Raw genomic sequence first — 25,466 nt, forward strand, 5'->3', positions numbered from 1 at the left:
TCAAACGGCCGCCTCGTCGATCATCGGGACCGGGACTTCCTGCAGGATGTCGTCGATCACGTCTTGCGGAGTTACCTTCCGCAGCCGGCTTTCGGGACGCAAGATCATCCGGTGAGCCAACACCGGCGTAAGGACTCGCTTCACATCGTCTGGCAACACGTAGTTTCGCCCCAAGATCGCCGCCAGCGACTGGCTGGTGCGAAACAGTGCCAGCGACGCGCGGGGACTTGCCCCCAGCAGAAGTTGATCGTGCCGACGCGTCGCATGAACGAGTTCGACGATGTAACGCTGAACCTTCTCGTGCAGCTTGACGCTGCGTGTCGCCTTCTGACAGGCTCGCAGTTCTTCTTTGGTCACGACCGCATCGATGGTCTCGAGTGGGTGCTGTTTCCGCGAGGCCGAAAGCATCCGCAGTTCATCCTCCATGTTCGGATAGCCGAGGCTGAACTTCATCAGAAATCGATCGAGCTGTGCTTCGGGCAGCGGAAAGGTTCCTTCGTGGTCGATCGGGTTCTGCGTGGCGAGCACTAGAAAAGGAGGATCGAGCGGGTAGGTCTCTCCGTCGACCGTGACCCGCGACTCGGCCATCGCTTCCAGCAAGGCGGCCTGAGTCCGGGGAGTCGTACGGTTGATTTCGTCCGCGAGCAGAATGTTCGTGAAGACCGGTCCCTGACGAAACTGGAATTCCGAAGTCTTCTGGTTGTATATCGACGTCCCCGTTACATCGCTGGGCAGAAGATCAGGCGTGCACTGCACCCGTTTCAGCGTGCAACCCACGCTTTTGGCCAAGGCGCGTGCTAGCATTGTTTTGGCAACGCCCGGCACGTCTTCCATCAAGACATGCCCTTCAGAAAGCCAAGCTACCAGCGAAAAGACAACCTGCTGCCTCTTCCCCAAGATAACTTTTTCAACGTTCCCTAAAATCTTCTTGACAGTCGCAGCAACGTCCATAGGGTGTAGTTTCAGTGCCGAAGATGAGAAAAAGCGAAGGCGAAACGCCCCCTATTATGACGCAAATTGCCGGAAAGGCCCGCATTAAGATTGCCTTTTTCAGATTGACGATCAAGCATCTCCCAGGATATCATCATACACCTCTGCAGGGGCATAAATAAATCCAATGCTGCAGGAAGCACGTCTTACTGCTGAGTCCGGTGTTATATACAGAAGTTACAGGCAATCGACGCGCGCGGCGGTGAATCGTCTGGCCAGCATTGGAGAGATATCTTTGAACAAGCTATTGAATGCCTTCGGGCAACATGGCGTTGGCTGTCTGGCCCTTATTTTGGGGTTCTTCTGCACAGTATCCATCGAAGCCCGCCCTTGGACGACAGTCGAAGGAAAAGTGGTCGAGGCAGAACTGGTCGAAGTCGTACAAGACGGCAAAGCGGTGGTGCTGGATGTTCAAGGAAACCGGTTCACGGTCTCGCTCGAAAGGCTCTCCCCACAAGACAGGGGGTACATCCAAGGCTTACGAGATGCGATGTCGAAGCCGAGCGACGCTGAAATCAACAAAGAAATCGATGAAGCGGTCACCGAAGATGAAAACGACAGCGACTCTTCCGAGAGCAATGGCGTCCGGCTGAAATCGCGTCGTGTCTGGAAATCACGGGATGGGATCGCCGTCGAAGCTCAGTTCGTCCGCATCGTCTACGGGACAATCCTTCTGAAGGAAGGGAGCCGCTACCACCGGATCCAGTATTACGATCTCTCGACGGATGATCGTCAGTTTCTGTTCGATGCCCACAAGGCGATGGGCAAAGAAAGTCTGATTCCACCGGTTCGGCCCGACCTGCTCGATCCGGTAACGCAGCAGAACGTTCCGATGTACCAGGATTCTTCGCCAACGCCGACGAACACTACCGGCACCAACAATCCAGGTCCAACGGGCAGTTCGGACAAGAAAGAGGACGTCAAACTGCCACCCAATGGCTTCGGGGCTGGTCCGTCGAGTTCGGTCAATCTTCCCCCAGGTGGCTTCGGCAGTATGCCTTCCAGCGGATCGGATTCCAAAGTCAAATTGCCTCCGTCCGGGTTTGGCAGTGTCGGCTCGAACAATTCCGGCGGAAGCGGCAGCGTTAATCTGCCTCCATCCGGTTTCGGAAGTGTCCCCAGTTCTGGCAACTCAGGCACCAACGTGAATTTGCCCAGCAACGGCTTTGGCAGTTCAAGTTCCAGCGGAAGTTCTCGCCAAAGCGGCGGTGGTAAAGTGGGGCTTCCTTCCTCGACGATCGTCGAAAACGATATGCCCGAAGAAACCGAGTCGGAATCAGACTCGGGCCAGCCTCTGTTCGACGTTGCCTCAGTTCCCCAGCGTTCCAATGGTTACGACTCCCTGCCATCGAGCTCGACCTCGGGCTGGTCAGATAGCCCGCAAACCACCACGCCGTCCACGACCACTCCTATTTCGCCTGCCCGTCCGGCCGGAGAAACGAAACCCAAAAGCAGCCAAGGCTCGCAGCAATCGCTCTCGGAACAAGGTGCCGAGTTCAACGCTCAGATGTTCAAGCCGCAGTCCGATTTCACGCCGCTGCAGAGCAACGAACCGCGTGAATTCACCACCACCGACTGGAACATGCAGATGTTCGGCGTCACGCTGCTGGGTCTGGGTAGCATGATGATTGCCGGGGGGTATCTCTGGATGATCGCCCTGGCATTCCTTGAAAGTCTGCAGTGGGGTCTGAAGAGCTTGATCCCTGGTATGGCGATTGTTTACGGAATTACAGAGTGGGACAAAGCCAGCACGCCACTTCTGACGATGGGGCTGGGCGTCTGCTTGACCCTGGGTGGATTTGGTTTGTTGATGAGCCTCGGTTAAATTAACGGAAGTTGGATCGAGCTGCATTCGCCGGTGCCTGGTTGCCGGCTTCCTTATCCATACTGATCGACGTAGCTTTTCAGCCGATCCTTCCCTTCCAACCGTCATTGAATCTCCGCATTCGGGAATCTTGTTCATGTTGGCCAGCCGCCTGATCCCTCTTTTTTCGCTGCTTCTCTGCCTGACGTCAGCGATTGCCTCTGCTCAGGAAGTTCGCGAGTGGACCGATGCCAGTGGTCAGAAGCTGACTGGCAAGTTCATCGAACTGACTTCCGACAACGTCGTCCGCATCGAATCGAACGGCGAAGAGTATGGCATTCCGCTGTCGGCGTTTATCCAAGCCGACCAGGACTACGCCAAGCTGCAACAAGCCAACGCCAACAAACCGAAGACACCAACGGACAGTTCCCCTGCCCCGTGGATCGACAAGTCGGACAAGACGCTGTTCGAGAACCGCGAGTGGGCGAACTACCGCGATCAGAAGATCAAAGCACGCTACGTCCGCATGGTGGATGGCTACGTTGTCTTGATGCAGGGAGCCAATCCGCAAAAGGTTTCGTTTTACCTGCTCAGCAAAGAAGACCAGGACTACCTGCGAAATCACCTGAAAAAGCGAGGCGAACTCGACCAGATCCTCACTCGGCAAGAGATCGAAGAGGACGATCCCGACGTCCACAAAGACATGGACAGCTACATCAGCTCGGGCCCGACCGGGATGGACGGTGGTCCGATGACCTCGAACACGAACGGCAACAATAACACGTCGCGTCCGCCGGCATATGTTCCCCCAGAAACAGAACCATACCGACCACCATCGGATGAACTGCCATCCGGGAATGGATCTGCCAACGGCAGCCCGATGACAACCGAGCCAACCAACATGTTCGGCACCGAGCCACTTGGACCTGACTCCGGGACCGCCCCGATGGCAAACGGCACCAGCGATCCCAATACCGAAAACGGCAACACATCGGGGACTTCATCAGGATCGCCCGGGTTTGCCGATCGCTTCCGCAGCAAGGGTGGCGACAGCAGCGTTCCGCCTGGGCATTGCCCCAACTGTCGCATGGAACTGCCGGCAGGCTATGGTGCCGGCGATCACTGTCCACGCTGCAAAGTCTTTCTCGAAGAGTGGGTCGTTGAAGGATCTGGGCCCCCGGTCGATCCGTGGTATGTTCGCTATCCGGTCATCTATATCGTCGGCTTCGGGGTGGTGATCATCGGCGGATTGACCATGTTGTCGAAGAAGTTCTACGGCTAACCGTTGGCTTAACGAACCGATTTCTGCTGGAAAACTTCCCGCCCGAGGGGAACAATTCCACGGCATTTGCGACCAATGTTAAACCTTGCAGGCCGTCGTAAACATCGACACCGCAAGGGGATCCCTGGGCAGCACGCTCCCCAGGGATTACCATTGAATCGACGCCAGCGGGGCATTTGGTAAGGCCTGTTCGCCGAATCCCGCTTTCGTGTGTGCCGCACTAAACACCGCACTGGGCTCTGCCGAAGTCCGTGCCTCTCTGTGACGGGTCGTCGCCGACTCGCAGCCGATGGATTTAGAACGCGAACGAATACGAGCCGATCTCCGGGGTATCATCGCCGGCGAGATTCGCTGCGACGATACGTTCCTGGAACTGTATTCGACCGACGCCAGTATCTTCCAAGTGAAGCCGCTGGCCGTGGTACGTCCCCGTCGAACATCCGATGTGGCCGCCACTGTCCAGTATGCGGCAGAGAATCAGATACCAATCCACGCTCGCGGCGCCGGCACCGGCATGGCGGGCGAATCGCTTGGTCGTGGAATCGTCATCGACTTCGCCCACTCGATGCGGCGCATTCTGGAAACGGGCGACGACTGGGTTCGGGTTCAGCCTGGGGTCGTGCTGGCGAATCTGAATCGACACCTGGCCCAGCGGCATCGAATCTTCGGTCCCGATCCCGCCACGCGCAGCGTAACGACCATGGGCAGCGTGATCGCGCTCGATGCCTCTGGCAGTCACTGGCCGCAGCATGGCTCGGCTCGCGATCATATCCTGGAACTGCAAGTCGTACTGGCCAGCGGCGAAGTGGTGACGCTCAAGCGAACCGATCTCGATCGCATCGCCCACATTCAATCGCCGGAACTGGTCCGCATTACGTCTGGCATCGCGGAACTCCTTTCGAGCAACGCCGACAAGATCCAAGGGCATCTGCCCAAGACGTTCAACCAAGGAAGCGGCTACCGACTGTCTGGGGTGCTGGAACAGAACGAAGTCGACCTGTGCAAGATCCTGGCCGGGTCAGAAGGTAGTCTGGCGTTAGTCACCCAAGCCAAACTACGGACCAGCCCTCGCTCGAAGGCTCGCGGCCTGGTGTTGCTGTTCTTCGATCGCCTGGATAGTGCGGCCAAGTCAGCCGTGCAACTCTCGCAGTCAGGCATCAGTGCCTGCGATTTGCTTGATCGGCGAATCCTGGCGATCGCTCGCGAAACCGATCCGCGTTACTCGAATCTCATTCCCGAGAATACCGAGGCGATGCTGCTGGTCGAGTATTCCGGCGATACGCAAACGATCGTGCACGAAGAGCTGGAAAAGATCGCCGACCGCATCCGCAGACGTCGCCGACTTGCCTTCCATTCGCTGATCACCACGAGCCCAAAAGAAGTCGGTGTTTACTGGGAACTGGCACGGCGAATGACGCCGATTCTGTATCGCTTGAAAGGGAACACACGGCCCCTTCCTTTCATCGAAGACATGACCGTTCCGCCACCTCAGCTTCCAAGCTTTCTGTCGAAGATCCAGGACGTGATGAAGCGACATGAAACGATCGCTTCGATCTTCGCCCATGCCGCCCACGGTAACCTGCATGTGCGTCCGCTGCTGAATCTGGCCGACCGCGCCGATCTGACCAAACTGGAACGGATTGCCGACGAAATCTACGAAGAACTATTCCAGGTTGGTGGCTCGCTCAGCGGTGAGAGCGGCGACGGGATCAGTCGAACGCCCTATCTGCCTCGGCAATATGGCCCGCTGTACGAACTGTTCGGTCGGGTCAAACGGCTGTTCGACCCCGTTGGGATTTTGAACCCGGGCAAGAAGGTGTTGGCGTCGACATTCTCGCCGATGGAACTGGTCCGTCGCGTGGAACGGGTTACACCAGTTGGCTCCGGCGACTTTCCTGGCGGCAGCGAAAGCGGAACAAGCAGCAGCAAGAATCAATTCGAGCTACCGATCCTGACCTGGTCGCCCGAAGAAATGGCCACCGCCGCGCGAAGCTGCCATGGCTGCGGCCGCTGTCGAACATATGGCTCCGACACGCGGATGTGCCCGGTATTCCGGTTCGATTCGCGCGAAGATGCTTCACCGCGGGCCAAAGCGAACCTGCTACGGGGTGTCTTATCGGGGCAGCTTTCGCCGGAAAGTATCGACACCGAAGAGACCAAAGAGATACTCGATACCTGTTTCCATTGCCATCAATGCCGGATCGACTGCCCATCGAACGTCGATATTCCGGACATGGTCATGGAAATGAAGGCACGCAACGTCGAAGCGAACGGGCTCTCGCAAGATGGCTCGCTACAAGCCAAGATTCATCGCTGGGCCATGTGGGGAAATCGCTTTCCGCGAATCGCCAACTGGGCCTTAGGCAATCGCGCGATGCGTTGGCTGATGGAACGGATGATTGGTCTGGCCAAGCTCCGGAAGCTTCCGCGACTGGCCAATCGCAGCTTCATCAAACAAGCTGCCCGAAAAGGCCTGACGACCGCCACGCGTCGCAGTGGTCGGAAGGTGCTGTACTTCGTTGATCTATATGCGAACTTGTTCGACACCCAGTTGGCGCAATCCTTCGTCAACGTGCTGGATCACAATCGGATTGCGGTCTACGTCCATCCCAAGCAGCAAGTCAGCGGGATGACCGCCATCGCCCAGGGATCGCTGACGATGGCGGCTCGTTTGGCCCATAAGAACGTTCAAGCACTAGCCGAAGCGGTGCGACAAGGCTACACGATCGTCGCGACCGAGCCTTCCGCCGTGATGGCTTTGACACACGAATACCCGAACCTGCTCGATTCCGACGATGCGAAGATCGTGGCCGAGAACACCCGGGAAGCGTGCGAGTTCCTGTGGGATTTACACCATCATGGAGAACTGGAACTCGACTTGAAACCAGTGAACCTGACGGTCGGCTTCCACGTTCCTTGCCATTTGCGTGCCCTGCATCAAGAGTCGTTCGGCCAGCGGATCTTACAACTGATCCCAGGCCTTTCCGTTCGCTCGATCGAGAAAGGTTGCTCAGGCATGGCGGGCACCTATGGCCTGACGCGAACCAATTTCCGCAGCAGCCTACGTATCGGTTGGGACTTGATCGTCGCGATGCGAGCCAAACAAATTCAGATTGGATCGACCGAGTGCAGTGCCTGTAAAATGCAGATCGAACAAGCTGGCAACAAAGCGGTCGTGCATCCGATCAAGCTGCTGGCGAAGTCATATGGTGTGCTCGATCAGGACACCGACCTGTTCACTCCTTCCTCGCACGATTTGTTTGTTTCATGAACGTACGTGTCAAACTATTCGCGCTGACGCAGGACCTGGCCGGTACGGATGAAGTTTCGCTCGAACTGCCAGCAGACGCCACGGTAGCCGACGTTCGCTCAGGCCTCGCTACTTTGGTGCCGGCTTTAGAAGCGATTTTGGTAGGCTGTGCGTTTGCGGTGAACAACGAATATGCCACGAACGACGCGCCGGTGAATGCCTCCGACGAAATTGCCTGCTTGCCGCCAGTCAGTGGCGGTTAGTGAGCTTCACTTCCCATCGCTCGTCTCCTCGGAATCTTGTCGCGGAAGCAACTTTGCTATGGTGGAACTTACCGACCAGCCCATCAACACCGATCAGATCACTGCTACGGTGACTTCACCCAACTGTGGCGCGGTCGTGCTGTTTTTAGGAACGACGCGGCAATTTACCGACAGCCGCGAAACCGTCACGCTGAGCTATACCGCGTATGCACCGATGGCGCAAAGCCAGATGGAAAAGCTCGAAGCCCAGGCCAAAGCTCGCTGGCCGGTCGATGGCTGCGCGATGATTCATCGCCTCGGAGAAGTCCCCATCGGCGAAGCAAGTGTTGCCGTCGCCGTCTCGACACCACACCGTCGCGATGCCTTCGAGGCGGCAAGCTGGCTGATGGACCGTCTAAAAGAACTAGTTCCCGTCTGGAAAAAAGAGCATTGGGCAACTGGAGGGACCGATTGGGTCCACCCAGGACTAGTTCAGTCTTCGGAGGAGAATAGGCTACAATAGAACTATGCCTATCGAACCTCATTCACCGTTAATCGACACCTTTCAACGGGTGCATACCAGCCTGCGGATCAGCGTAACCGATCGCTGCAACATCCGCTGCTTCTATTGCATGCCGCTGGAAAACGTGCGATTCAAGCCTCGTGACGAGCTGCTCTCGTTCGAGGAAATGGCACGCGTGGTTCGCGTTGCCGCCGGGCATGGGATCTCCAAAATTCGACTCACCGGTGGCGAACCGCTCGTCAGGTCGAATCTGGCGGAATTAATTCGCCTGCTAAAGAACATCTCAGGGATCGATGAAGTTGCCCTGACGACCAATGGCATCCTTCTTCCCGACCAGGCCGCCGACCTGAAGAGAGCCGGCCTCGATCGTTTGAATGTCAGCCTCGACGCCTTAAGTGAAGCGATGTTCGAGCGGATCACGCGGCGGCAAGGTGTACAGAAAGTGCTCGACGGAATCGCCGCGGCCAAGCAAGCAGGCTTCCATGATATTCGCCTCAATGCGGTCGCGATCCGCGACTTGACTGAGGGGGAAATTGTCCCGTTGGCCAAGTTTGCACGTGAAAACGATCTCCATTTACGCTTTATTGAATTCATGCCGCTGGATGCCGATCGGAACTGGGACGCCAGCCAGGTCCTATCCGGCGAAGACCTTCGCGCGATTATTTCCCGCGATGTGGTCCCGCTCGTCGAAGCGAATCGAAGCGACGCCAGCCAGCCGGCGACCGACTTTGCCTATGCCGATGGAAACCAGCGTGTCGGCTTCATCAACAGTGTGACTCATCCCTTCTGCGGAACTTGCAATCGATTGCGAATCACCGCGGAAGGACAATTTCGTAACTGCTTGTTTGGCACAACCGAATGGGATGCCCGACAGATTTTGCGAACCGGCGGCAGCGATGCAGACTTGTCGCAGCTATTGCATGACTGCGTTGTCGCCAAAAAAGCCTCGCACGGAATCGACTCCCCCGAGTTTGTTCCTCCAGCGCGAGCCATGTATCAAATCGGGGGCTAAAGCGACCACGACCAGAAAGCTTGAATAGTGGCACGAGAACGAATCTATCTCGATAACGCAGCAACCAGTTGGCCTAAACCGGCCTGCGTGGTCGAGGCTGTGCAGCATCATCTGACCGAACTCGGAGCGTGCGCCGGACGGAGCGGCTACCGCGAAGCGAACGAAGTCGAACGACTGATCGGCGATACCCGCAAACAGATCGCCTACCTGTTTGGTACCCATACCCAGGAACAAGTCGTCTTCGGCCAGAACGGCACCGATATGCTGAACCTGGCCCTGCATGGGCTCGTTCGCCGAGGCGATCATGTGATTACGACTTCGCTGGAACACAACTCGGTGTTGCGGCCTTTGTCGTATATGAAGCAAACTCTCGAGATCGATATCACCTATCTCGATCCTGGCGAAGATGGTCGCATTGACCCGAATGCCGTCGGGGAAGCCATTCGTGACAATACTCGTCTGATCGCGATCACGCATGTCTCGAATGTCACCGGTGCCATTCAGCCAGTCGAAGAGATCTTTGCGATCGCTCGGGACCGCGGCGTGCGGATGCTGGTCGATGCGGCCCAGTCGGCCGGCCATCTCGATTTGAACCTGGCGGAAACACCGATCGACCTCGTTGCTTTTCCGGGGCACAAAGGCCTGCTCGGTCCGCTGGGGACCGGTGCGATGTTGATTCAACCGGCCGTGTCAGACGAACTGCAAAGCCAGCGTCAGGGTGGCACCGGCACAAAGAGCGAGTCGGATCAACAACCCCTTGAAATGCCGACCAAGTTCGAAAGCGGCAACGCCAACGTGACCTGCCTGCTGGGTTTACGTGCTGGTGTGGAATACATTCGCGAACAGACAGTGACCGCACTGCATCGTCACACGATGCAAAACACCAGCCGCCTGATTGAAGGCATTCAGGGGCTGCGAGGCGTAAGGATCTTCGGCCCGCAAAACCTTGAACATCGCACCGGTGTCGTCAGCATCCAGGTCGAATCATTCGATCCGCACGAACTTGCCACGGCGCTCGATTCTGCGTTTGGCGTTCAGTGCCGAGCAGGGCTACATTGTGCCCCTCTGACGCACCAGCACTTGGGAACAATTAGTTCGGGCGGTACGCTAAGGTTTAGCCTCGGCATTTTTAACACCGCTGACCAAATCGATCGAACTTTGGAAGCGATGCAGGCCATTCTGCGATAGTCCATTCTCCGCGATAGCATTGAAGCCATGAAAGAAAAACCAAACCAAGGACCGTGGTATCAAGATGGACTGCAATTTGAATGCAGTCAGTGCGGTGACTGCTGTACTGGCGGTCCCGGTTACGTCTGGGTGAATGCCGCCGAGATCGAAGCCCTGGCCAAGTATGCAGATATGACCGTCGAACAATTCGAGTCCGTTTACGTTCGCGAAGTCGGATTACGAAAGAGTTTGAAGGAATACTCAACTGGAGACTGTGTTTTTCTCGATACCGAAAAGAGAGGTTGTACGGTTTATCCGGCACGACCCCGCCAATGCAAGACTTGGCCATTTTGGGACTCGAATATCAGAACGCCGGAAGATTGGCAGGCTACCTGCGACTTCTGCCCCGGCAGCGGTCAAGGGCGTCTCTATACGCTCGAAGAAATCGAAGACCGAGCGAGTCAGATCCGGATTTGACGAAAATTCCGGTGAAACTGTCCTGATCGGTTGAAGATTTGCCGATTATTCCGCCGATACCGATTACACCGAGACCGGTATGTTCGAACAGCGAGGTTCCTTTACCCCGCTTTTCACCCGAACGAAGGGGCTCGGTAACCATGGATCTTTGAAAATTGGATAGTTCGGAGAAGCCTGCAAAAGGAGCATCGGTCCAGATGCTGGCGTCGCGTTAAATCTGCGCGGCTTCAGAAACATCTTGACTCTAGTGCTTGTGGCACTTACACTTGGAGCAATTGCTGACGGAAGTTACGAAAACTTACGGCAACTTACTCTATCCTCGTGTGGGAGTCGCCTCGTGACCAAAAAAGAGATTGTGAAGACGATTTCTGAAGAGATCGGGCTCACACAACTCAAGACGAAAGAAATCGTCCAGAAGACGTTCGATGCTATCGTCACTACCCTCGTAGAGGAGGGTCGTATCGAGTTGCGAAACTTCGGCGTTTTTGAGGTCAAGAAGCGAGCAGCCCGCAAGGCACGCAACCCTCGGACTGGGGCGAAAGTTGATGTCGACGAAAAGTACGTCGTCACTTTCAAGCCGGGAAAAGAGATGGAAGAACGGGTGCGACAGCTCGAAGAGAAGGACCGACAAGGTCGTCTCGAATCAGAGCAAGCCGCTTCGGCTCAGCCGCAGCAGCCCCCCTACTCTGCTCCTCAGCCACCTCAGTCGAATGATTCGCCTGGTTACCCAACGGCTTACCCTAGCCCGCCAAATCCGCCGACCTCTGGTCCTGGCGACTACGGCTCGCAAGGTTAAATCGCCACCAGCGAACAGGCTCTTAAGCAGACAGGTCTCTCCGAACTCTCCAAGATTCAAAGCCTTGGACGATTGAGAACGAACGCAGTCGGTCAGGATGGCCGCTATATAAGTTTCACGGAGGAAATGAGATGCGTAACTTCATCATCGCACTGCTGCTTGGCTTCGCACTGATGGGCAACACCGGTTGCTTCCTGCCAATTTACTCGGCCGATCCGAGCACACGAACGACCGAATTGATCTACACGTCGGAAAACTTGCGGCACGTGCTGGAAGAATGGCAACGCATCTGGTTCCTCGACCAGCCTAGCCATCTGACCCCGTACCGTACCCATGGCGGCATTATCTAACCACTGCCGCCCTGCTCCGAAACCGTGAAACGAGACACCATCAGGCTGTGTTTGCGCAGTCTGGTGGTGTCTTTTTGCATGCGCCGAACGGTCTCCAGCAACGAATTGTCCAGTAGAAGGCCTCGCTTTTCGGCCCTCGTTGCGAGATCGTGTTTACCCCGATACGATTGGCTTAGCTTTTTGCGGCAAAATGGCCGCTTTTTGAACGCTTAACCTTTGCCAATCCAGACGCATGCCTGTTGATCTTGCCGTAACGCTCGGGCGGCTTACCCTTCCCAATCCAATCCTGGTCGCCTCCGGAACCTTTGGCTATGCCAAGGAAATGGCCGGAATCGTTGACCTGGCTACATTGGGGGGCATCCTTCCTAAAACGATCACCAGCAGCCCACGCCCCGGCAACAAGCCATGGCGAACCCTCGAAACCACCGGGGGAATGCTCAATAGCATCGGTCTGGATAACGATGGCATCGACTATTTCATTGCCAACCACCTGCCTTATCTGGGCTCGCTTGGTTCGCCTTTGGTGGTCAGCATCGCCGGCAAGACAAAGGAAGACTTCGTCAGCATGGCCGCCCAACTGGGCGAGCACTCGCAGATCGCTGCGATCGAACTGAATATCTCTTGCCCGAATGTCAGTGGCGGTATCGACTTCGGAACCGATCCCGCGACCTGCGAAACGCTGGTCGCCGCTGTCCGGGCTGCGACTCCACACCCGATCATCGCCAAGCTGACACCGAACGTGACCAGCATCGCCTCGGTCGCCAAGGCCGCCGAAGCTGGGGGCGCCGATGCCGTTTCGGCGATTAATACCGTCCAAGGGATGGCGATCGACTGGAAACGCAAGAAACCGCTGCTCGGTAACGTGATCGGCGGGCTTTCCGGCCCCGCGATCAAGCCAATCGCCCTGCGATGCGTGTTCCAGATTGCCAAAGCGACGAAGGTGCCGATTATCGGTATCGGTGGCATCAGCAGCGTCGACGACGTGATGGAATTCCTGGTCGCTGGGGCGACGGCCGTGCAGATCGGCACCGCCAACTACTTCGATCCACCGCTCAGCGGTCGAATTGTGGGCCAATTGCCTGACGCGATTGCCTCGCTGGGAGTTTCCAGCGTCAAGGAAGTCGTCGGTAGCCTACAACTTCCTTCGTAAGTTCAGCCGAGGCTAATCGCCTAGGTTTTCCTTTCGGTGATCTGCCCACGCATTGAACCCTTGTCATGCCGATCTTGTCCCCGGGGTGACAGTTCGCCTCGTCGTCCGTCATAATAACTAGCTGGTTTTGACTTCTTTTGACCCCGTAAACTGACGTAGATCCATGCGTGTCCTCTCCGGAATCCAGCCGACTGGACGTCCCCACTGGGGCAACTACTTCGGTGCTATTCGCCAGTACATCGACCTGCAAGGGAACGAGCAGTCGTTCTACTTCATCGCGAATCTGCACGCTCTGACGACCGTTCGCGATCGTGAGAAGCTGGAACAAGCCACCATCGACATGGCCCTCGACATCCTGGCCCTGGGGCTCGATCCCGATCAGGCCACGCTGTTCGTCCAGTCCGATGTGCCTGAGATCAGCGAGTTGTGCTGGATCTTGATGACCGGTACCGGCATGGGTCTGCTGGAACGCTGCGTTAGCTACAAAGACAAAAAAGATCGCGGGCTGAAGGCCGACGCCGGCTTGTTCACCTACCCAGTGCTTCAAGCGGCCGACATCCTGGGCTACGACTCCGACATCGTGCCGGTTGGACAAGACCAGGTCCAGCACATCGAAGTGACCCGCGACATCGCACAAAGCTTCAACCATCAGTTCGGCGAAGTCTTCGTGCTGCCGAAACCGAAGGTGCTCGATGCTTCGGCCAAGGTGCCCGGCACCGACGGCGAAAAAATGTCGAAGTCGTACGGCAACATCATCGAACTGTTCGAGCCACCCAAGCAGGCTCGCAAAAAGATCATGCGAATCGTGACCGACTCGCGTCCGATGGAAGATCCCAAAGAGCCGGAAGGGGATCACCTCTACCAGTTGTTCTCGTTGTTCGCCGAGCCAGAAGCCCTCGAAGAAATGGCGGCTCTCTATCGCAAGGGTGGCTTTGGCTATGGCCACGTGAAGAAAGCCCTGGCGGACGCTGCCGAAGCGTATTACGCCGAAGCTCACGAACGCCGCGCCGAGTTGGTTGCCAACCCGCACCGCCTGAAAGAAATCCTCGGCGATGGCGCCCAGGTCGCACGCAAGAAGGCACGCGAAGTTCTCACCCGAGCTCAAGAAGCATCGGGGATCTCGGGCTGGCACGCACGGTTGAAGTAAGCAGGCAAGCGAAGCAATGGAAATCATCGGAATCGGAACCGACATCATCGAGTGCCTGCGCATCGCCCAGATGATCGAACGCCACGGCGAGATGTTCATCAATCGTGTTTATACCCAACACGAAATCGAATACTGCAGCGAACGCAAAGCGGCAACCCAGCACTACGCTGGCCGCTGGGCAGCGAAAGAAGCAGTGCTGAAGGCGATCGGCACCGGCTGGATCAAAGGGATCACCTGGCGTGATGTCGAAGTTGCCAACCTGTTTGGTGGCAAGCCGATCATCAACCTCTCTGGCGGAGCCCTCGATTCGGCGCGACGCCGCGGAATTCAAGAGATCCAGATCAGCATCAGCCACTGCCGCACCCACGCGGTGGCCTACGCCATGGGTCTGGGCGATCCGTCGAAGGCCGAATCGATCGACGTCTAAAGCCACTCTGGCGACACCATTCCCACGACCAATTCCGGCGAAACTTCGCCCGGCGTGGGCCGATGCGCAGTTCTCGTTAATTTTATTCCTTCCCAGTTGCATGATACTGAACGCCTGTATACATTACAGGCGTTCTGGCCAGGAACTCGACTTACTGAATCATGCTTTGGATTAGGGACGATTAACGATGAGCCTTTGTCAGACGGTCTTCGGCGATTTTGAAATCGAATTGGCCAACACGCGCAAGACCTTAGAGCGGGTTCCCAACGATAAGTGGGACTGGAAGATCAACGAGAAGTCGAACACCATTGGCTGGGTCGCTGGCCACCTGGCTGAAATCCCCGGTTGGGCCGTTTCGACTTGGACGAAAGACGAACTCGACTTCAACCCTCCCGGCGGACCAGGCTACTCACCACCAGCCGTTTCCAACTGCGAAGAAGTGCTGGCCTTGTTCGAGAAGAACGCTGCCGCCGCCAAAGAAGCCATCGCCGGCATCCAGGAAGCTGACTTGGGCAAGCCATGGTCTTTGCTAAGCGGCGGGGAAGTGTTGTTCACCATGCCGAAGGTCGCCGTCATGCGAACTTTCGTCATCAATCACATCGTCCACCACCGAGCCATCCTGACCGTCTATTACCGCGTCAACGGCGTTCCGGTTCCAGCCTTGTACGGACCATCGGGCGACGAGACCTACTAAACGCCGCGATCGATTTCAACAACACACCAACTTGCCAGTGGTCAGGCGTCCAATTGTCCTCCGTGACGCCTGACCGCTTGGCATGGTGCAATCGCTTTTCTACAGCCGTTTCTGGAATCGCATCACGCTGCCACTGATCACCGCCAGACCACACAGCGCCAGACCAATCACCGACGGTACAAGGTCTTGAAAGTCGGCGGCTCGCAAGACAATCCCGCGTAAGATCTCGATGAAGTAGGTCACCGGAATCGCGAACGTGATCAAATAGATCGGCAGCGGCATCTCGCTGCGCGGGAACATAAAGCCTGACAGCAACACGGAGGGCAACATGATAATGAACGCGAACTGAACCGCTTCTAACTGCGTGGTGGCGACGGTCGAAACAAACAGCCCCAGCCCCAGCGAGCAGACCATGAACAGCATCGACAACGCCAGCAGTAGTCCGATGCTTCCATTCACCGGCACGCCAAACGCATAGATCATCACCGAAAGCACAATCAGCAGTTCGACGAAACCGATCATCGCATAGGGAATCAGCTTTCCCAGGAGCAGCCCCATTCTTCCGACCGGCGTGACGAAAAGCTGCTCGAGCGTTCCCAGCTCGCGTTCACGCACAAGGGCGAACGAAGTCAGAAACAACGTCACCAATTGCAGAATGATGCCGACCAGCCCCGGCACAAAGAAGTGAGCACTATCGAGGTCTGGGTTATAAAGCAAACGCGTTCGCACTTCGATCGGCAAAGCGATCGCTCCGTTTTCGTCCCGAGAAGGAGCGACCTGCAGCGTATCGGCGAAGTTTTTCGCCCTTCCCATCGATAAGTTCAGCCCCAATAGCTGCGCCGTGCTTTGCGCCGTGGTGGCGACCTGGGAATCGCTACCATCGATCAGCACTTGAACTTCGACCTGTTCGCCTCGAAGCAGCTGATCAGAAAAGTTCGGCGGGATTCGTAGGCCGGCTCGGGCCCTTCCGGAAGTCAACGCTCGATGGAACGACTCCTCGTCGTACACTTCTTTCAGCAGGCGAAACTTGCGAGTGTTGAGGAACGACGAAATCATCTCGCGCGAGCTTTGCCTTCCATCCAAATCGAAGACCACCAGCGGAATGTTTTCGATCTCGGTATCGATGGCATATCCGAAGATGATCGTTTGCATCACCGGCACGACCAGCATGAAAAACAGCGTGATCGGTTGGCGACGAATATGGAAGAACTCTTTCACCAGGACCGCCCACAGCCCCAGCAGTGGATTGCCCGACTTCCGTTGCCCAGGCGACTTCTTGGCGATCGGTACTGGCGGTTCTTCTGATTCGGCCTCGGTCGTTTTATCGCTTAATTCGGCTTGAACTTCGTTTGCTCCTTCTTTCTCCGCATTCGCGGTGAGCGTCACGAAGACATCCTCCAGCGAAGGCGTGATTGGGCGGAGCTCGATTTGTTGATCGGTGACACCAAGATGCTGCCGTAATGTGTCCGGCGAAAGAGTATCGTCAATCAAGACATGCAGCGTTTCACCAAACAGCGTCGCATCACGCACCCCTTCCTGTTGTCGCAACTGCGAAAGATGCTCGGCGGCATGCGGCACCCGCAGTTCAAATCGCTGGGTACCTTCCGGCGTGATCTGAGGCAACTCTTTCAGTTCGTCCGGTTTCCCCAGGACCAGCAACCGCGAAAGATAGAGGTATCCGACATCGGTGCAGCGTTCCGCTTCATCCATGTAGTGGGTCGTGACGACCAGCGTGACACCGCGGCCGGAGAGCTCGAAAAGCAAATCCCATAAGTGACGCCGAGCGACCGGATCGATGCCGGCGGTTGGTTCGTCGAGAAACAACAAGTCTGGCTCGTGGATCAACGAACATGCGAGCGCCAGCCGCTGTTTCCATCCGCCCGAGAGCGTTCCAGCTAATTGATCGATGTAGTCGTGAATCCCGGTCAGGTCGAGCACTGCCTGCTTCCGTTCTTCCAGCCGCTGCGAGTCGAGCCCGTAGATTCGGCCGTAGAACTCCAGGTTCTCGCGTACCGTTAGATCGGCATACAAACTGAAGTGCTGCGACATATAGCCGACACGCGGCTTGATGCTTTCCGACTCGATGTATGCGTCGCGCCCCAGAACAATCGCTCCGCCATCGCTAGGTGGCAAAATCCCCAGCAGCATACGAATGATCGTCGACTTGCCGCTTCCGTTGGGACCTAGCAGTCCGAAGATCGCACCTCGTTTGACTTGAAAGCTGACATCGCGCACCGCCACGAAGTCGCCGAAGCGACGCCATAAATGCTGAACGTCGATGACCACGTCGTGATCGCTCATGGGGCGTCCTTCAAGGGATCGAGCGAAACATCGACCGTCATCCCGGGACGTAGTCGCCCCACTTTCTCGTCCAATTCGACTTTTACCCGGAACACCAGCTTCGACCGATCCTCCAGCGTTTGTACGTTGCTGGGAGTGAACTCGGCCTGACGAGCAACGTAGACCACTTCACCGATATGCTCTTCCCCTGGAATACCATCGACGTTGACCGCCAGCTTGTCGCCGACCTGGATTGCTCGTTGATTCTGCGGCACATAGCAGCGAACCCAGAGGTTCTCTTGATCCAGGATCGACATCACCGGAGCACTTGCCCCAACAAGGTCGCCTGGTTGAAGGTCGAGGGCTTCCACGAACCCATTGACCGGGCTGGTGATGTTCAGCTCTTTCTTCTGCTCCCGAATCACCTCGACCGAGGCCTTCGCGGCATCGCGGGCCGCTTTGGCCTGGGCAATGTCTTCCGCACGATAGCCATTCTTGGCCAGTTCCCAGGCCGCCTTCGCTTCGGCCATCTGCCCTTCGGCCTGACGTATTTCTTCTTCGCGTGTGCCTGCTTCCAGCAGCGATAACTCTTGGCCTCGCACTTCGACTTGTGACTGGGCGGACTCCAATTCTTTGGTCGCCGCGTCGAATTCTTCCCGCGAGATCGTGTTGTTTTCGTAAAGCCGATTGCGACGTGCGAAGTTCTCTTTGGCCAGCAACAACTCGGCCGCGGCGACCTCTTTTCGCCCGCGTGCCGCTTCGATCTCTTGCGGACGTGGCCCGGTCTTCAGCTTGTCGTAGTTGGCCAGGGCCTGATGATACTTCGCCTCGGCCTGGGCAATTTCTTCGACGCGGAAACCGGTCTTCAACCGCTGATACTCTGCTTCGCGCTGGGCCAGCGTCTCGATCGCCTCTTGCTCACGCTGCAGCAGATCGAAAGGTTCTAATTCGACCAGCAACTGTCCGGTGGCAACCGTGTCCCCTTCTTCCACCAGGACTTGCTTGACGCGACCGCCAACGCGTGAGCCGATCCGAATTTCGTCGGCTTCGAGAAAGCCAGAGACCACATTGGGCGGCGGGACGAACTTGCTGTAGGCGACTAATCCTCCGAGAACGAGGATTACCATTCCGACGATGAGTGCTCGATATACCATCGTTGCCCGACTTTCGCGTGGGATGCAACTCGAGGAGAATGTCGACGATCTGCCTTCATTCTATCGCTCGCCGGGCATCGATCCCACCTGGGCAAAGAAACCTTTACGGTTCGATGCGGTTCTTTCGTCCGCCGGTCACGATCATCGGTTGCCAGTCTTTGGCAGCTTCATCGGCACTTAAGACCATGTTGTCATGAATCTCGCATTCTTCCAGATCGGTCAGCTTCAGCCCGGCGTTCTCGCAGTCGAGTACCGTGCAGCCGGTCACGTGAAAGCGTCGACATTTTTCCAGGATCAATCCGGCATCGGCTCGCAGCGTTTCTCGGATATGCAAACCGGTGATCGTGCCACCATCGCAGTTTTTGAACAGCACGGCGTTGTCGCACGTGTCGCGATCGCGATAGGGTGGATTGCGTGCCAGCACATTCGCTCCCACAACCACGTTCATACTGTCTTCCACGCGGAGGTTATATTGGTAGCCGCTGCCAATCGTATTGCCGACGATCGAAACGTCCCGGGCCTGGCGGATGTCGATGTTCGTTTCGACGTCGCTCAAGATGTTGTTCGCAATCGAAACCAGCCCCCAGCAAGGCTCGCCATGTGGGGTCGCGCCGATGAAGCGGACATTCGCGGAGTTCTCTCCCTCCGAGTGCTGTAGCGTACAACCGGTGATCGAAACCTCAGCGGTTCCCCAGGCCGATCCGTCACTGTCGATCAACACGTTTTGCACATTTGCTTCCAGGTCCGATCCGCTGATATGCAGGTTACGAACGCCGCCCCCTTTCGAGACCACGCCCCCTCCCTGGTTGTAGCTAATATGCGAAGCCGAAATGTTGATCTGGTGCAGATCGACATCATCGAGAAATACCCCAGCGCCGCGATTCTCGTACAAGTGGCAGTTCGCGATGATCACGTTGCGGTTGCGTTCGACCAGGTGAATCGCATGGCGTGTGTTGCGAATCGCGACCTGAGAAATCGTGAGCTGCATCGTCTTGAGTGCTTCTATCCCATCGGCCTCTTCATGGGCGCCAACGATTTCGATCCCCTCAATGATTGGCATACGTTGGTTCAGCCACACATTCAATTTCACCGTCTTGGGGGAAGCGGTTCCTTCGTGGGTTCCGATCAATCGGATCGCCGGCCCAGCGCCTGCCATCACAATTCGTGCGGTCCCGTCGCCAACAATCGATGTCACACCGACTTTATCAAGCTCGATCACCAGCGGCCTGGTGATCTTGTAATCTCCCTTCGGTAGCACCATCCCCGGTCGCCCTGCTTCGAGCCACTGTTGCAGCCCGGCAGTGTCGTCGTGCCTTCCATCGCCGACAACACCGAAGTCGAAGACATCTTGCTGCGCGGCTCCCTTCAACGCGTTTGGGGAGTCTGCCTTTCCAACCGAAACAATCACCATCGCGGCACTTAACAGCAACAGCAAAACGGCAAAGCTACTTCCTGTAGAACGGAACGTACGAACGATGTTGAGCATCGTGGACTCTCCAGCGACAGCGATTTCTGGTTTGGCTTGGGCCTGCGATCGCTACAGCGGCAGGACGCGTGAATTGCCAAAGTAACCCAAAACATGTCACGAGACATCATTTTTCTAGAATTTTGTCCTCCAAATCGATTTCCCGAGCGAAAGAAGATTTGCTTCCCGCCGGGCGAAGTGGCATATTGACGTCGCATCCCACCTACCTCCATCTCGGTATCCTCGACCGGAGATCTTGCCATGGCCTGGCTTCGTTGTGCCGTTTGCACGCTCGTGCTTTCGTTTATCTCGGCATCTGATTTGTATGCGGAACTTCAAGTCGGCGCTGCTGTTGTCGATATCACGCCCGAAACCTTTCCGGTGCTGATCAACGGCAGCTTTTATCCTCGCCAGGGCGAACCGAAAGACATCCATGCCCGCGCGATCGTTGTCGACGATGGCACGACGCGGCTGGCCATGGTGGTCGCCGATAGTTGCATGCTGCCCAAAGACTTGACCGACAGTGCCAAGCAGTTGGCGGCCGCGCGTAGCCAGATTCGCCCAGACCATATGATGATTTCGGCGACGCATACCCATTCGGCACCCGCTTCGATGGGTTGCCTGGGGACCGATGCCGATCCGACGTATGTCCCGTACCTGCGTATCAAGTTGGCCGAAGCCATTCTGGAAGCGGAAAAGAATCTTGCTCCTGCCAAGATCGGCTGGGGATCGATCGATGCTAACCAGTTCACCGCCCTGCGACGCTGGATCTTGCGCCCCGGTATGGAACGCGAAGATCCGTTCGGAGAAAAGACCGTCCGGGCCAGCATGCACACGGCTCGCGACAACATGGCCAATGTCACCGGCGAATCAGGCCCGGAAGATCCGGAGTTGTCGATGATCGCGTTCCAAAGCATCGATGGACGACCGATCGCGCTGCTGGCGAACTTTTCGATGCATTACTACAGCGGAGGCGGCGCGGCCGACTACTTTGGTGCTTACTGCGGCAAGCTGGAAAAAGCTCTCGACAAATCAAGTGACGGGCAACCACCATTCGTCGCGATCATGTCGCATGGCTGTAGCGGTGATATCTGGCGGCTCGACTACCTTACCGGTACCAATCAAACGTTCGACGGCTTTGTCGACGGCATGGTCGCCAAGACGCAGCAGGCGTTAAAAGACGTCGAGTATCAAGCCGAGGCTCCTTTAGCGATGGCGGAAACTCGCATGAAGTTGAATTATCGCGTTCCGAGCGAAGATCGACTGAAATGGGCCGAAGAGATCGTCACCCAGATGGGAGATCGATCTCCGAAAACGCCTGCTGAAGTATATGCCCGCGAGCAAATTTTTCTACACGAAAAGCAATCGACAGAAATTGTACTGCAAGCGATTCGCCTGGGAGATATCGCCATCGCGACCACGCCCAACGAGACCTACGCCCTGACCGGTTTGAAGCTGAAGGCCCGCAGTCCTTTCACCAAGACGATGGTGATCGAACTGGCCAATGGCGGCGACGGCTATATCCCTCCGCCAGAGCAGCATGTACTGGGAGGCTACAATACCTGGGCGGCCCGATCAGCAGGGCTCGAAACCACGGCCGAGCCGAAGATTGCCGAGGCAGACCTGAAGCTTCTCGAAGCAGTTACCGGCAAGCCGCGTCGTGAATCGTTGCCCCCGGCGAGCAAGATGACCGAGACGATCACCAGCTTGAAGCCGGTCAGCTACTATCCGCTGCACGACATGGAAGGGCCCACGGCGGCGAATCTGGTCGCGGATGCCTCGCCTGCTGAGATCGAAGAGGGCGTCGTCTTCTTTTTGGAAGGAGCCGATGGCCCTGCCTTAGCGACGGAAGGCAACTTGAACCGTGCCGCTCACTTCGCAGGCGGGCGAATCGTTGCCGATGCCAGTGAGCTCAAACCGAACTATACCGTCAGCCAATGGATCTGGATCGGAATCGATCCGGAAGCCCGGCCGATCGCAGGCTGGTTTCTTTCCCACGGCGTTCACCTGGGCCTCGCCGGTCAGGGAGAGCACGCGGGGCGACTGCTGCTAAAAACTAGCGACGAAGCTGTCACCTATGGCAAGACATCGATCGCACGTTGGGACTGGGCACACGTGGCACTCGTTCGCACCGACACTACGGTTCAAGCTTATCTCGACGGAAAGCTGGAACTCGAAGGGCAGATTTCGGACGCTCCCGTACCGAGTCAGCTTTTCATCGGTGGTCACGCCAACAACGAAAACAATTGGGAAGGTCGCCTGGACGAGGTGGCCATCTTTGACCGAGCGTTGACGGCGGAACAAATCGCCAAATTGGCCGACGATGGCCAGTCGACAACTTCGACCACGCAGACCACGCTCAGCGAAGAAGATCAAAACAAAGGCGGCCGCCACTGGGTCGATCAGGCCACGCCTGCCCCACGCTCACCGGAAGAGGAAAAGAAATCGTTCCAAATCGAACCTGGCTACGCGATCGAACTGGTCGCCGCCGAACCGCTGGTGATGGATCCGGTCGCGATCGCCTTCGACGCCCAGGGAACGATGTTCGTCGCCGAGTACAGCGACTACCCCATCGGACCGTCTGAGGAAGGAGCCCCACCTCTTTCGCGAATCGTAAAACTGATCGATCACGACGGCGACGGCAAGATGGACCAACGAATCGTGTTCGCCGACCAACTAAACTTCTGCCACAGCTTGATGCCGTTTCGCGGCGGCATCCTGGCATGTGCCCAGACGGAGTTGATCCTATTGACCGACACCGATGCCGACGGGATCGCGGACCAACGCGAGGTGCTGTTCTCGGGCTTCGTTCCAGCCCACGCTCAGATGCAGGTCGGTTGCCCACGTTGGGGCTTGGACAATCGAATCTATTTCAACTACGGCGTCGGCAAAGTCACGCAGCATGTCGACAACACAACGAAAACCATCCCGCGGAACGAGTTTTGGATCGATCCGTTGACACTCGAGTTCGGCCCTGCCAGCGGCACCGGCCAGTATGGCAACACGATCACGGCTTGGGGGGATCGACTGTTTGCGACGAATCGCAATCCGATCATCGCGACAACGATGTCGCTGGAAGAGGCCGCGCAGAATCGCTTCGCGCCGATTCGATCGATCCAATACGATGTCGCTCCGTCTGGCGGCGACTCGAAGGTCTTTCCGCTGGTCGCCATGAAAAGCAACTGGCTTTCGCATGCCGGTACGCACACCTCGGCTTGCGGTACGACGGCTTACGTGGGTGATGGACTGGGACCAGCGATGGTGGACAGCGTATTCGCCTGCGAACCGATCGGGCATCTCGTGACCCGGGCGATCGTTGCCCGTGACGGATCGCGTCTGACTTCCAAGCGTGCTCAAGAGAACGCCGACTTTCTGGCCGCCAGCGATACCTGGTTTCGTCCGGCAAGTCTTTCCAATGGCCCCGATGGGATGCTCTATCTCGCCGACATGTATCGGTTGTGGGTCGAGCACCCGAAGTTCCTTCCGCCGGAGATCGCGGCCCAGCTGGATTGGCGGGCCGGAGAAGATCGCGGGCGAATCTGGCGAATTGTGCCTGCGAAACACAAAGCAGCAAAACCATTCGAGCCTGCGAAATCAACCAGCGATCTTGTGAAGATGCTGGGCAGCGACAACGGTTGGCAGCGTCGCACGGCGCAGCAACTTCTGGTGGAACAGCAGCGCCACGATGCCCAGCCAGATTTGAAGAAGCTATTCCAAACAAGCGATTCCCCCCTGGCCCGGCTGCACGCCATTTGGACGATGGAAGGCCTTGGCAAGCTTTCCGCAGATACCATCGTCGCAGGCTTAAACGATCCTCATCCAGAAGTTCGGGCCAATGCCATTCGACTGGCAAAGCGTCACTGGGCAGAATCACCTGAACTGTGCCAGGCCGCGATGAAGTTGGTTGACGACACTGATCAGCAGGTTCGGTTTCAACTCACGTTGGCTCTCGGCCAGACCAACGATCCGGGCAAAGCCAAGGTGCTGGCGTCGCTGCTTCCAAGTGACGGCGCGGATTCGACCTTTGCCGACGCCATCGTTGCCGCCTCCGAAAATTGCTCTGGCGAAATCCTGGCGATCTGCTCGGCCGATCTCGTTCAGCAAAACGCTCTCGCCGAGCGACTTTCACAGGTGGTTGGATCACGACGCGATGAAGCGGAGATGGTGGCCACACTTCAGGTCGCACTTTCGCAAAAGGCCCCGACCGGACAACTTGCCGTGCTGAAAGGACTGACGACCGGACTGGGAAATGCTAAGCAGTTTCATGCCCTTCTCGCGAAGCTGCCCGATGCACAGCAGCAACTTGCGTCGCAGCTTCAGGCTTTGGCGATTGATCCGCAGCAATCGCCTTTGCTACGCCGCGATGCGATTCAGGTCGTCCGCCTGGCGGGCATGGCAGGCGACGACTTCTTTGCCGAATTGTGCACTCCCCGCGAGCCTGCATTGGTTCAACAGGAAGCGGTCGCTACGCTTGTTTCTCCACTCACGCCAGTACGGTCGCAGCTTCTAGCCGAGCTTTGGCCCGAGCTCGAACCGGGTACCCGCGACACGGCGATATCGCTGCTGATCAAATCGACGCCTGGGGTCGAGTTCCTGCTTACCGCACTTCGCTTGGGTACGATCTCGCGAACCTCCTTGAGCCTCGATCAGCAGTCGCAACTTCGCCAGCATCGCGATGCGGCGATTCGCAAACAGGCGGAACAACTTCTCGGCCAGGCCGCCAACAGCGATCGCGCTGCGGTGCTCAAGCAGTATCAGTCGGTCACCACGACCATCGGCAGCGCTACCACCGGGAAGGCGATCTTTCTAAAGAACTGCGCCAAGTGCCACACACCAGCAGAGCCTCGTCAGGCAAGCGTCGGGCCAGACCTGGCTGATTCGCAGAACCGTCCGCGCGAAGCAATCTTGTTCGATATTCTCAATCCCAGCGGCAAAGTCGAACCGAAGTATGCCGCCAGCCAAATCCTGACCGATAGCGGGCAAAGCTTCAGCGGGATTGTCATCCATCAAACGCCGCAAACCATCGTGCTGCAGATGGCCGATGGCAAGACACAAGAGATTGTCCGGGCCGAGATCGAGTTGTTCCAGACCAGCGACCGCTCGCTGATGCCCGATGGCCTGGAGAAAGAGATCTCGCTGGATCAAATGGCCGACCTGCTCGAATTCCTGCAGTCGCCACTTCCCAAGCGGTAACGATACGAAAAACGCCTTACACGGTGAAGCGTAAGGCGTTGGCGTATTTCGGGCGATCTAAGA

At 57.1% G+C, this 25,466-nt stretch carries 19 protein-coding genes; 15 read left to right on the forward strand and 4 right to left on the reverse strand.

Annotated elements, in window-relative coordinates; genetic code table 11:
* Complete coding sequence (locus tag AB1L30_RS25520) at positions 1 to 951, reverse strand: MoxR family ATPase (protein WP_367017243.1); 951 nt, start codon at positions 949 to 951, stop codon at positions 1 to 3.
* Positions 952 to 1,225: 274 nt separating this feature from the next.
* Here AB1L30_RS25520 and AB1L30_RS25525 point away from each other — a divergent pair, with 274 nt between their 5' ends.
* From AB1L30_RS25525 to AB1L30_RS25590, 14 genes are all read left to right on the forward strand, one after another.
* Positions 1,226 to 2,815: a hypothetical protein gene (locus tag AB1L30_RS25525; protein ID WP_367017245.1), complete on the forward strand. Its 1,590-nt coding sequence runs from the start codon at positions 1,226 to 1,228 to the stop codon at positions 2,813 to 2,815.
* 136 nt (positions 2,816 to 2,951) lie between these two features.
* On the forward strand, positions 2,952 to 4,076 hold the full coding sequence (locus AB1L30_RS25530; protein ID WP_367017247.1) for a hypothetical protein: 1,125 nt from the start codon (positions 2,952 to 2,954) through the stop codon (positions 4,074 to 4,076).
* Between the two features lie 289 nt (positions 4,077 to 4,365).
* Positions 4,366 to 7,347, forward strand: a complete 2,982-nt coding sequence (locus AB1L30_RS25535) for an anaerobic glycerol-3-phosphate dehydrogenase subunit C (protein WP_367017249.1) — start codon at positions 4,366 to 4,368, stop codon at positions 7,345 to 7,347.
* On the forward strand, positions 7,344 to 7,589 hold the full coding sequence (gene moaD / locus AB1L30_RS25540; RefSeq protein ID WP_367017251.1) for a molybdopterin converting factor subunit 1: 246 nt from the start codon (positions 7,344 to 7,346) through the stop codon (positions 7,587 to 7,589). The genes AB1L30_RS25535 and moaD overlap by 4 nt, the downstream gene beginning before the upstream one ends.
* A 58-nt stretch (positions 7,590 to 7,647) precedes the next feature.
* Positions 7,648 to 8,091: a molybdenum cofactor biosynthesis protein MoaE gene (locus AB1L30_RS25545; protein WP_367017253.1), complete on the forward strand. Its 444-nt coding sequence runs from the start codon at positions 7,648 to 7,650 to the stop codon at positions 8,089 to 8,091.
* A gap of 4 nt (positions 8,092 to 8,095) precedes the next feature.
* Positions 8,096 to 9,103, forward strand: a complete 1,008-nt coding sequence (moaA, locus tag AB1L30_RS25550; protein WP_367017255.1) for a GTP 3',8-cyclase MoaA — start codon at positions 8,096 to 8,098, stop codon at positions 9,101 to 9,103.
* Between the two features lie 27 nt (positions 9,104 to 9,130).
* Entirely contained in the window at positions 9,131 to 10,291 is a 1,161-nt protein-coding gene (locus tag AB1L30_RS25555) for an aminotransferase class V-fold PLP-dependent enzyme (RefSeq protein WP_367017257.1), read from the forward strand.
* Positions 10,292 to 10,318: 27 nt separating this feature from the next.
* Positions 10,319 to 10,747: a YkgJ family cysteine cluster protein gene (locus AB1L30_RS25560; RefSeq protein ID WP_367017259.1), complete on the forward strand. Its 429-nt coding sequence runs from the start codon at positions 10,319 to 10,321 to the stop codon at positions 10,745 to 10,747.
* Between the two features lie 337 nt (positions 10,748 to 11,084).
* Positions 11,085 to 11,543 (forward strand): HU family DNA-binding protein, encoded by a 459-nt coding sequence (locus AB1L30_RS25565; protein WP_345094017.1) that lies wholly within the window; start codon positions 11,085 to 11,087, stop codon positions 11,541 to 11,543.
* A gap of 131 nt (positions 11,544 to 11,674) precedes the next feature.
* Complete coding sequence (locus tag AB1L30_RS25570; protein WP_345094018.1) at positions 11,675 to 11,893, forward strand: hypothetical protein; 219 nt, start codon at positions 11,675 to 11,677, stop codon at positions 11,891 to 11,893.
* Between the two features lie 232 nt (positions 11,894 to 12,125).
* Complete coding sequence (locus AB1L30_RS25575) at positions 12,126 to 13,043, forward strand: dihydroorotate dehydrogenase (protein ID WP_367017261.1); 918 nt, start codon at positions 12,126 to 12,128, stop codon at positions 13,041 to 13,043.
* A 163-nt stretch (positions 13,044 to 13,206) separates the two neighbouring features.
* Positions 13,207 to 14,190 carry a tryptophan--tRNA ligase gene (gene trpS / locus AB1L30_RS25580; RefSeq protein WP_367017263.1) on the forward strand — a complete coding sequence of 328 codons (984 nt, stop codon included), beginning with the start codon at positions 13,207 to 13,209 and terminating at the stop codon, positions 14,188 to 14,190.
* 16 nt (positions 14,191 to 14,206) lie between these two features.
* On the forward strand, positions 14,207 to 14,617 hold the full coding sequence (gene acpS / locus AB1L30_RS25585; protein ID WP_367017265.1) for a holo-ACP synthase: 411 nt from the start codon (positions 14,207 to 14,209) through the stop codon (positions 14,615 to 14,617).
* Between the two features lie 187 nt (positions 14,618 to 14,804).
* The gene (locus AB1L30_RS25590; protein ID WP_367017267.1) at positions 14,805 to 15,311 is read left to right on the forward strand and encodes a DinB family protein; all 507 of its coding nucleotides are present in this window, start codon (positions 14,805 to 14,807) and stop codon (positions 15,309 to 15,311) included.
* A 99-nt stretch (positions 15,312 to 15,410) separates the two neighbouring features.
* Here AB1L30_RS25590 and AB1L30_RS25595 read toward each other — a convergent pair whose 3' ends face one another.
* The 3 genes from AB1L30_RS25595 to AB1L30_RS25605 all read right to left on the reverse strand — a co-directional run bounded on the left by AB1L30_RS25595 (position 15,411) and on the right by AB1L30_RS25605 (position 20,231).
* Positions 15,411 to 17,612, reverse strand: coding sequence for an ABC transporter permease (locus AB1L30_RS25595; RefSeq protein WP_367017268.1), 2,202 nt, complete (start codon positions 17,610 to 17,612; stop codon positions 15,411 to 15,413).
* On the reverse strand, positions 17,609 to 18,718 hold the full coding sequence (locus AB1L30_RS25600) for an efflux RND transporter periplasmic adaptor subunit (protein WP_367017270.1): 1,110 nt from the start codon (positions 18,716 to 18,718) through the stop codon (positions 17,609 to 17,611). The genes AB1L30_RS25595 and AB1L30_RS25600 overlap by 4 nt, the downstream gene beginning before the upstream one ends.
* Positions 18,719 to 18,848: 130 nt before the next feature.
* Positions 18,849 to 20,231, reverse strand: a complete 1,383-nt coding sequence (locus AB1L30_RS25605) for a right-handed parallel beta-helix repeat-containing protein (RefSeq protein WP_367017271.1) — start codon at positions 20,229 to 20,231, stop codon at positions 18,849 to 18,851.
* A gap of 240 nt (positions 20,232 to 20,471) precedes the next feature.
* Here AB1L30_RS25605 and AB1L30_RS25610 point away from each other — a divergent pair, with 240 nt between their 5' ends.
* Entirely contained in the window at positions 20,472 to 25,403 is a 4,932-nt protein-coding gene (locus tag AB1L30_RS25610) for a PVC-type heme-binding CxxCH protein (RefSeq protein WP_367017273.1), read from the forward strand.
* Positions 25,404 to 25,466: the final 63 nt, after the last annotated feature.

The sequence above is a fragment of the Bremerella sp. JC817 genome (assembly GCF_040718835.1).
Lineage (GTDB): Bacteria > Planctomycetota > Planctomycetia > Pirellulales > Pirellulaceae > Bremerella.

Excerpts from the sequence above, each read along its gene's own strand:
- AB1L30_RS25520 (WP_367017243.1), bottom strand. The coding sequence starts at position 951 with ATGGACGTTGCTGCGACTGTCAAGAAGATTTTAGGGAACGTTGAAAAA.
- AB1L30_RS25530 (WP_367017247.1), top strand. The coding sequence starts at position 2,952 with ATGTTGGCCAGCCGCCTGATCCCTCTTTTTTCGCTGCTTCTCTGCCTG.
- AB1L30_RS25535 (WP_367017249.1), top strand. The coding sequence starts at position 4,366 with ATGGATTTAGAACGCGAACGAATACGAGCCGATCTCCGGGGTATCATC.
- moaD (WP_367017251.1), top strand. The coding sequence starts at position 7,344 with ATGAACGTACGTGTCAAACTATTCGCGCTGACGCAGGACCTGGCCGGT.
- AB1L30_RS25545 (WP_367017253.1), top strand. The coding sequence starts at position 7,648 with ATGGTGGAACTTACCGACCAGCCCATCAACACCGATCAGATCACTGCT.
- moaA (WP_367017255.1), top strand. The coding sequence starts at position 8,096 with ATGCCTATCGAACCTCATTCACCGTTAATCGACACCTTTCAACGGGTG.
- AB1L30_RS25560 (WP_367017259.1), top strand. The coding sequence starts at position 10,319 with ATGAAAGAAAAACCAAACCAAGGACCGTGGTATCAAGATGGACTGCAA.
- AB1L30_RS25570 (WP_345094018.1), top strand. The coding sequence starts at position 11,675 with ATGCGTAACTTCATCATCGCACTGCTGCTTGGCTTCGCACTGATGGGC.
- AB1L30_RS25575 (WP_367017261.1), top strand. The coding sequence starts at position 12,126 with ATGCCTGTTGATCTTGCCGTAACGCTCGGGCGGCTTACCCTTCCCAAT.
- trpS (WP_367017263.1), top strand. The coding sequence starts at position 13,207 with ATGCGTGTCCTCTCCGGAATCCAGCCGACTGGACGTCCCCACTGGGGC.
- acpS (WP_367017265.1), top strand. The coding sequence starts at position 14,207 with ATGGAAATCATCGGAATCGGAACCGACATCATCGAGTGCCTGCGCATC.
- AB1L30_RS25590 (WP_367017267.1), top strand. The coding sequence starts at position 14,805 with ATGAGCCTTTGTCAGACGGTCTTCGGCGATTTTGAAATCGAATTGGCC.
- AB1L30_RS25595 (WP_367017268.1), bottom strand. The coding sequence starts at position 17,612 with ATGAGCGATCACGACGTGGTCATCGACGTTCAGCATTTATGGCGTCGC.
- AB1L30_RS25600 (WP_367017270.1), bottom strand. The coding sequence starts at position 18,718 with ATGGTAATCCTCGTTCTCGGAGGATTAGTCGCCTACAGCAAGTTCGTC.
- AB1L30_RS25605 (WP_367017271.1), bottom strand. The coding sequence starts at position 20,231 with ATGCTCAACATCGTTCGTACGTTCCGTTCTACAGGAAGTAGCTTTGCC.
- AB1L30_RS25610 (WP_367017273.1), top strand. The coding sequence starts at position 20,472 with ATGGCCTGGCTTCGTTGTGCCGTTTGCACGCTCGTGCTTTCGTTTATC.